6 protein-coding genes are annotated in these 6,939 nt (G+C 65.3%); all 6 read right to left on the reverse strand.

What is annotated here, in order from left to right; genetic code table 11:
• Positions 1–30 precede the first annotated feature (30 nt).
• Positions 31–627, reverse strand: coding sequence for a response regulator transcription factor (locus tag ACOZKU_RS22465; RefSeq protein WP_314085201.1), 597 nt, complete (start codon positions 625–627; stop codon positions 31–33).
• Positions 596–2,212, reverse strand: coding sequence for a sensor histidine kinase (locus ACOZKU_RS22470; protein WP_421580761.1), 1,617 nt, complete (start codon positions 2,210–2,212; stop codon positions 596–598). The genes ACOZKU_RS22465 and ACOZKU_RS22470 overlap by 32 nt, the downstream gene beginning before the upstream one ends.
• 72 nt (positions 2,213–2,284) lie before the next feature.
• Complete coding sequence (locus tag ACOZKU_RS22475; protein ID WP_421580762.1) at positions 2,285–3,730, reverse strand: amidohydrolase family protein; 1,446 nt, start codon at positions 3,728–3,730, stop codon at positions 2,285–2,287.
• Positions 3,723–4,817, reverse strand: a complete 1,095-nt coding sequence (locus ACOZKU_RS22480) for an amino acid ABC transporter permease (RefSeq protein ID WP_421580763.1) — start codon at positions 4,815–4,817, stop codon at positions 3,723–3,725. Before ACOZKU_RS22480 ends, ACOZKU_RS22475 begins: the two co-directional genes overlap by 8 nt.
• A 1-nt stretch (position 4,818) precedes the next feature.
• Entirely contained in the window at positions 4,819–5,967 is a 1,149-nt protein-coding gene (locus ACOZKU_RS22485; RefSeq protein ID WP_421580764.1) for an amino acid ABC transporter permease, read from the reverse strand.
• Positions 5,968–6,053: 86 nt separating this feature from the next.
• A partial coding sequence (locus ACOZKU_RS22490; protein ID WP_421580765.1) for an amino acid ABC transporter substrate-binding protein occupies positions 6,054–6,939 on the reverse strand: 886 nt, incomplete at its 5' end.

Below are 6,939 nucleotides of genomic sequence, written 5' to 3' on the forward strand. Positions count from 1 at the left end.
CGGTGGACGGACGGAGCGGGGTCCGTAGGACTACGGAGCCTGCCCGATCAGCGACAGGCGCGCGAACTCCGCGACCGATGTCGTGCCGAGCTTCTGGGCGATATTCGCGCGGTGCGTATCGACCGTGCGCGGCGACAGGTGCAGGGCTTCCGCGATCTCCCTGGTCGACCAGCCGCGCCCCACCATGTCGAGCACCTCGCGTTCGCGATCGGTCAGCTGCGCGACGAGCTGTGCGGCTTCCGCCTTCTCCGCCCGCGCGTCGAGCGCGCCGGAGGCCTGTTGCAGGGCTTCGATCAGCACCTGCTCGTCGATCGGCTTCGTCAGGAAATCCACGACGCCGGCCTTGAAGGCCCGCCGGCAGGCATGCACGTCGCCATGGCCGGTGCAGATGATCGTCGGCCAGTCGCAGCCGATGGCGCGCAGCTTTTCATGCAACTGCAAGCCGGTGATGGCGGGCATGCGCAGATCCAGCATCAGCACGCCCGGCTTCAATTTCGGCGCCCGCGCCAAAAAGGCGGTCGGGTCACCGAAGGTCTCGATACGAATGCCATAGGTGCCGAGCAGCAGCGACAGGGCGCTGCGCACGCCCTCGTCGTCATCGACCAAATAGACCGGCGCCATCGTCATTCCGCTGCTTCCTCTCGTCCTGTCGTTTCCGCGCCGCCGGCAGGCGCACGGTGAAGACCGCGCCGCCCTTCGGATCGTTCCCTCCCGAAATGCCGCCGTCGAACCGTTCGACGATGCTTTCGCACAGGCTGAGGCCAAGGCCCATACCGTCTGGCTTGCTGGAGAAGAACGGCTCGAACAGCCGCGCTAGAATATCCGGCGGAATGCCCGTGCCGTTGTCGGACACGGTGATTTCGTAATTGCCGCCAATGGCCTTCAGAGAGACGAGCACCCGCCCATCCCCTCGCCCCGCCTGCTCCACCGCATCGGCGGCGTTGCGGATGAGATTATGGATAACCTGCTCGATCTCGACGGGATCGATGCGCGCCAGGGCCGGCGCGTCCGGCAGATCGATGGCGAGCGCGATGCTGCGCCGGTCGAGATCGATGCGCGAGAGCGCGACGATATCGGCGACGTGGCGGCCGAGATCGTGCACGCCGGCCTCCAGCGCGCTCTTGCCGACATAGGCGCGCAGCCGCACCAGGATATCGGCCGCGCGCTTGGCCTGCTGCACGTTGGCGGCCAGCACGCCGTCGAGCGGCGTATCGGCAAGGCCGTCCGCCGCCGCGATGCGTCGCCCGGCCTGGCTCTGGCTGAGCAGCGCCGTCAGCGGCTGGGTGAGCTCATGGGCGATGCCGGAAGCCATCTCGCCCATGCTGTTGATGCGCAGCGCATGGGCCAGTTTCGTCTCATGCTGGCGCAACGCCTCGCGCCGCGACGCCGCCTCCGCCGCCGCGCGGGCCATGGCCGCCTCGTGGCGATGGCGCAACAGCGAGCGAATGAGCACGAGGCCGGCCAGAGAAATTGCCGCAAAGAGCGTAAAGGGCACCGGCGGCAGAAGCTGCGCCAGCGTGACATGGCGTTGCAAGGACAAGCGCAAAGGCTGCGTGACGCTGGCGACCGGAGCATCGAAACCAAGGGTGCGGGCGCCAAAGGATATCTCTACGGGAGCTCTGTCGCCCGTTTCCAGCAAGGGGCCATCGACCGTCGAGAGGGTCAGCGCGGCCCAGCGCGGCAACTCTTCACCCTCGACCAGCTTCGCGCCGTCGATATCCAGACTGACGGCCATCGTGTCGTTCATGCGCTTCATCAGCCGGTAGTGACCGGGCTTGGCATCCGGCCCATAGACCGCCTTGCCGGGCGTCAGCCTCTCCACCGCCTGGAAGACACGCGCGGGATCGACCGCCGAACCATCGGCCGACGTCACCGAACTGATGACACGCACGCCGCTCGGCGAGGGCACGCTGACGAGATCGATGGCCTCGATGCGCGGATAGAACCGCAGGATCGATCTGGCGACGAGGTCGAAATCCTCCGATGGCTGCGCCTGTGCAAGACCGAGTGCGCTGAGGCCGGTCAGATGCGCATCGTGCTGGGCAACGCGCTGGGAGATCGCCCGCTGCAACGCCCGACCGCTTTCCGAGACCTCCTGCTCCAGCGCCTGCCGGTGGCTTGCCGCCGAATAAAGACCGAAGGCCGCCATCAGCAACAGCCAGCCGCCCGCCAGCGCGGTCCGGGAACGAAGAAAGGTCAGGGTTTGGTGCATCGAAGGTGAAGCCGGCTCAAGGATCGGGGACGTCATCATAGGACGTCCCTCAGGCCTTGGCGATCCGCAGCATCACGGATACGGCAACACCGGCAGCGAGAGCGGCGCCAGCTCAGAAGCCGGGCGTCCGCGCGGATCGTTCGCCTGCAAACGGCGCACCGCAAAATCCTGCACCGCCTGCAACTCCTTGAGCGCACCGTCGTAATCCACCCGCGTCGGCCGGTCGTTTTCCATCACGCAGGCGCCGTCGACATAGACGGCCGCCACCGCGCGCTCGGCCGCGCAATGCAGCAGATTGCGCAGGGGATCGTAGACCGGCTGCATGCCGGGATGCCTGAGATCGACCAGCGAGAAATCCGCCTTCGCCCCCTTGGCGATGCGGCCGATATCGCTGCGGCCGAGCGCTTTCGCACCGGCAAGCGTCGCCACGTCGAAGATATCCGCCGTAGAGACATCGAACACCGTGCCGCCGGCAATGCGGGCGTTGATCAGCGCCGTGCGCATCTCCTCCAGCATGTTGAAGGGGTAGCTGTCGGTGCCGAGCGCGACGTTCACGCCGCTCCTGCGGTAGCGGCCGACCGATTGCAGCACCATGCCACTGCGCGCGAAGGTGACGGGGCAATGGGCGACGCTGGTCCGGCTGGCGGCAAGACGCTCGAGATCATCTTCCGTGCGTTGGCGCGTCCAGCCATGGCTGTCGATAAAGATACAATGGCCGAGGATGAGATCCGGGCCGAGCATTCCAAGCGTTTCGAGATAGCGCACAGCGGTCATTCCGTGCCGGCGCAGCAGTTCCTCATGTTCGGCCATGGTCTGGGCGGCGTGGATGGTGATCGGCACCTTGCGGTCGCGCGCGGCCTGGGCGGCTTCCTGCAACAGCTCCGGCGAGCAGGTCTCGACCTGTGCTGGGGCGACGATGCCGCCGAGGCGGCCGGACGGATGGGCCTCTGCCGCATCGACCGTTTCCAACGCACACGCAAAGGCCTCGCGGCCGCGCGCGGCGTCCCAGCGGAAGTCGAGGCGGTGACTGCCCTCGACATGCCAGGCCGCCTCTCGGAAACCGGGGGCGACATAGGCGCGCGCTCCGCTCTCTGCCAATGTGGGCAGCCAGCAATCATGCGGGCCGGCAATATCGACGAAGGTGGTGACGCCGCTGCGCAGGAGATCGCCGAGCATCACCGTCAGCGCGGCCTGCACCGCATCGTCGCTGATCTCGATCAACGTCGAATATTCGTACATCGCCTGGCCCCAGAGCGCGGCGGTGCCCTGGTCCTCGAACAGGCTTTTCGAGATCGGCTCCTCGCCGGAATGGCTATGCACATTGACGAAGCCCGGCAGGACCATGCGGTCGCGGCCGGAGATCTCGTGCGTGAAGGGCCCGTCGTAACGGCCGCCGACATGCAGGAAGCCGCTGTCGTCAAAGGCGACGTCGGCATCGTTGAGATAGGCATGGCCGGCGGTGGCCGCGTTGAAGGCGACGACGGTATGGGCGTTTCGGATGACGGTGATGTCAAGCATGGGTCGTCCTGAAGTATTTTTCGAGGAAGCGGCTATAGGCGCCCATCAGGGCACTGAAGGTGAAGTAGACGGCGGCGGCGACGAGATAGCCTTCGAGCACCGCGATGCCCTGCCATTCCGGATCGCGGATGGCGGAGCGCACCGTATCGAGAAAATCGACGAGGCCGACGATGGTGACGAGCGTCGTATCCTGGAAGAAGCCGATGAACAGGCCGACCATCGGCGGAATGACCTTTTTCAGCGCCTGCGGCAGCACGATCTTGCGCATGACCTGCCAGTAATGCAGGCCGAGCGATTTTCCGGCCTCGACCTGCCCCGTCGGCACGTCCTGCAAGCCGCCACGCACGATCTCGGCAATGTAGGCCGAAGCGAAGAGGATGATCGCCACCTGGGCACGCAGCAATTTATCGATCGTCACGCCTTCAGGCATGAAGAGCGGCAGCATGACTGTCGCCATGAAGAGAATGCTGATCAGCGGCACGCCGCGCACGATCTCGATGAAGCCGACAGCCAGAACCCGGATCGCCGGCAGGTTGGAGGCACGCGCCAGCGCCAGCACGATGCCGAGCGGCAGGGCGAGCGTCAGCCCGACGAAGGAGAGCATGAAGGAGAGCGGCAGGCCACCCCAGTTCGACGTCGCGACCGGCGTCAGGCCGAAGACGCCGCCCGCCATGAGGATATAGAGCGTGGGCAGGATGACGACGATCCAGGCAATCAGCAGGCCCCGGCTCCAGAAGCGCGGCATCATGGAAAACAGGCAGGCGCCGAAGAGCAACAGCAGCGCCGAAAGCGGCCGCCATTGCTCCTCATAGGGATAGAAGCCGAAGAGCATGTAGCGCAGCTTCTGCGCCACGAAGGGCCAGCAGGCGCCGCCTCCGCCCTTGCAGGCCTCGCCGTTGCCGGAAAACACGGCATCGATGAACAGCCATCCGATCGCAAGCTTGGCGACGAAGACGATCGCGACGATCGAGGCGACGCTGATGATGGTGTTGCCGGGCGTGCCGAAATAGGCGGAGAGTTTGCCCAAACGAGCGGCGGATGGGGCCGGCTGCGGCGGTGCGAGGACCAGGGCCTGGACGTCGGTCATCTCAACGCTCCCTCAGCGCGACATGCGCATTGTACCAGTTCATTACAAGCGATATGGCAATCGACAGCGTGAGATAGACGCCCATGAAGATCGCAATCGTTTCAATGGCCTGGCCGGTCTGGTTCATCACGGTGTTGGAGACCATGACGAGATCCGGGTAGCCGATGGCGATCGCCAGAGAGCTGTTCTTGAACACAGTCAGATAGGTATTGGTGAGCGGCGGAATGATGATGCGCAGCGCCTGCGGCAGCACGACGAGCCGCATGGCCTTGCCGCGCGAAAGACCGAGCGCCGCCGAGGCCTCCCACTGCCCCTTGTTGACGGCCTGGATGCCGGCGCGCACGATTTCCGCGACATTGGCCGAAACACTGAGCGCCAGGCCGAAAAGCAGCGCCACGAATTCCGGCCGCACATGCAGCCCGCCCGTCAGGCGAAATTTGCCGGCCGTCGGGAAATCCCAGGTCAAGGCGACACCATTCGCCAGCCACAGAAGCAGCGCGGGCAGAACGAGCACGGCGAGCGCGATGAGGCCGCCATGGTTGGACTGGCCGGTCGTCACGCGGCGGCGGGTCGACATGATGCGGATGACGAGAGCCGCGACGGCGCCGCCCAGCACGCAGGCGAGAAGCGCCAGCCCGCCGCTTTCGACGAGGGCCGCCGGAACGACGAGGCCGCTGTTGGAGAGATAGACGCCCGGCAGCAGGTTCAGTGCTTGCTTGACCGGCGGCAGGATCAGGATGATCAGCGAATACCACAGGAAGAGATAGAGCAGCAGCGGCACGTTGCGCAAAAGCTCGACATAGACGAGCGCGAGCCGCGCCAGAAGCGGATTGTGCGAGAGCCGCGCAATGCCCACGCCGAGCCCGAGCACCGTGCCGAAGATCGCCGCAAGCAGCGAGACCTTCACCGTGTTGGCGATGCCGACGAGGATCGCCCGGCCAACCGTATCGGTCTGCTCGAAGGCGATGGCCGATTCCGTGATGACGAAGCCGGCCGGCCGCGTCAGGAAATCGAAGCCGGTCGCGATATTCTGTTTGGCAAGGTTGCCGCTCGCCGTCGAAAACATCGTCCAGCCAATCAGCGCCACGAAGCCGATCGCGACGACCTGGTAGAAATAGGCGCGAAAGCGCATGTCATGCAGGAAAGCCATGAAACCTCGCCGCCATGTCAGGAAATGAAGAGGGCGCGCGCACCGCCATGCGCGCGCCCGGATGATCGCTCAGAAAAGGAAAGCGATCAGCGGATCGGCGGCGAGTAGATCAGGCCGCCGGCGTTCCACAGCGAATTCGGGCCGCGCGTCATGCCGAGCTTGGTGCCCTGGCCGACATTGCGCTCGAAGACTTCGCCGTAATTGCCGACGCTCTTGACGACGTTGTAGCCCCACTTGTTGTCGAGGCCGAGCATCTTGCCGAGCTCTTCGGTGGCGCCGAGCATGCGCTGCACGTCCGGGTCCTCGCTCTTCAGCTTCTCGTCGACATTGGCCTGGGTGATGCCCTTTTCTTCGGCCGCCATCAGCATCCAAACGGACCAGGAAACGATATCGCCCCACTGGGAATCGTTCTGGCGGAAGGCCGGCGCCAGCGGCTCCTTGGAAATCGTGTCGGGCAGGACCACGTAGTCGTCCGGGTTGTTGGCGACGGCGCGGATCGACGCGAGGTCGGAACGATCGGACGTGATCGCTTCGCAGCGGCCGGAGAAGAAGGCGGCACGGTTTTCATCCGGGCTTTCGAAGACGACCAGCTCGAACTTGCCCTTGATGGCGGCGAAGAAGTCGGAAATGTTCTGCGCCGTCGTGGTACCCGGCAGGGTGCAGATCGCGGCCTCCGTCAGCTCCTTGGCGCTGGAGACGCCGAGCGACTTCGGCACCATCAGGCCCTGGCCGTCGTAAAACACCGTCGGACCGAAATCGAGGCCGAGCGAAGCGTCGCGCGAGAAGGTATGCGTCGTCTGGCGCGAGAGAACGTCGATCTCGCCGGATTGCAGCGCCTGGAAGCGCGTGTTGATGTTGGTCGGGACGAATTCGACCTTTTCGCCATCGCCGAAGACGGCAGCCGCGATCGAGCGGCAGATATCGGCGTCAAAACCCTGCATCCGGCCCTTGTCGTCGGGGGCGGCAAAGCCC

Source organism: Shinella sp. M31 (assembly GCF_049199205.1).
Classification (GTDB): Bacteria; Pseudomonadota; Alphaproteobacteria; order Rhizobiales; family Rhizobiaceae; genus Shinella.

What these genes read in the sequence shown, in the direction of transcription:
- ACOZKU_RS22485 (WP_421580764.1), bottom strand. Translation starts at nt 5,967, where the DNA reads ATGGCTTTCCTGCATGACATGCGCTTTCGCGCCTATTTCTACCAGGTC.
- ACOZKU_RS22480 (WP_421580763.1), bottom strand. Translation starts at nt 4,817, where the DNA reads ATGACCGACGTCCAGGCCCTGGTCCTCGCACCGCCGCAGCCGGCCCCA.
- ACOZKU_RS22475 (WP_421580762.1), bottom strand. Translation starts at nt 3,730, where the DNA reads ATGCTTGACATCACCGTCATCCGAAACGCCCATACCGTCGTCGCCTTC.
- ACOZKU_RS22470 (WP_421580761.1), bottom strand. Translation starts at nt 2,212, where the DNA reads ATGCACCAAACCCTGACCTTTCTTCGTTCCCGGACCGCGCTGGCGGGC.
- ACOZKU_RS22465 (WP_314085201.1), bottom strand. Translation starts at nt 627, where the DNA reads ATGACGATGGCGCCGGTCTATTTGGTCGATGACGACGAGGGCGTGCGC.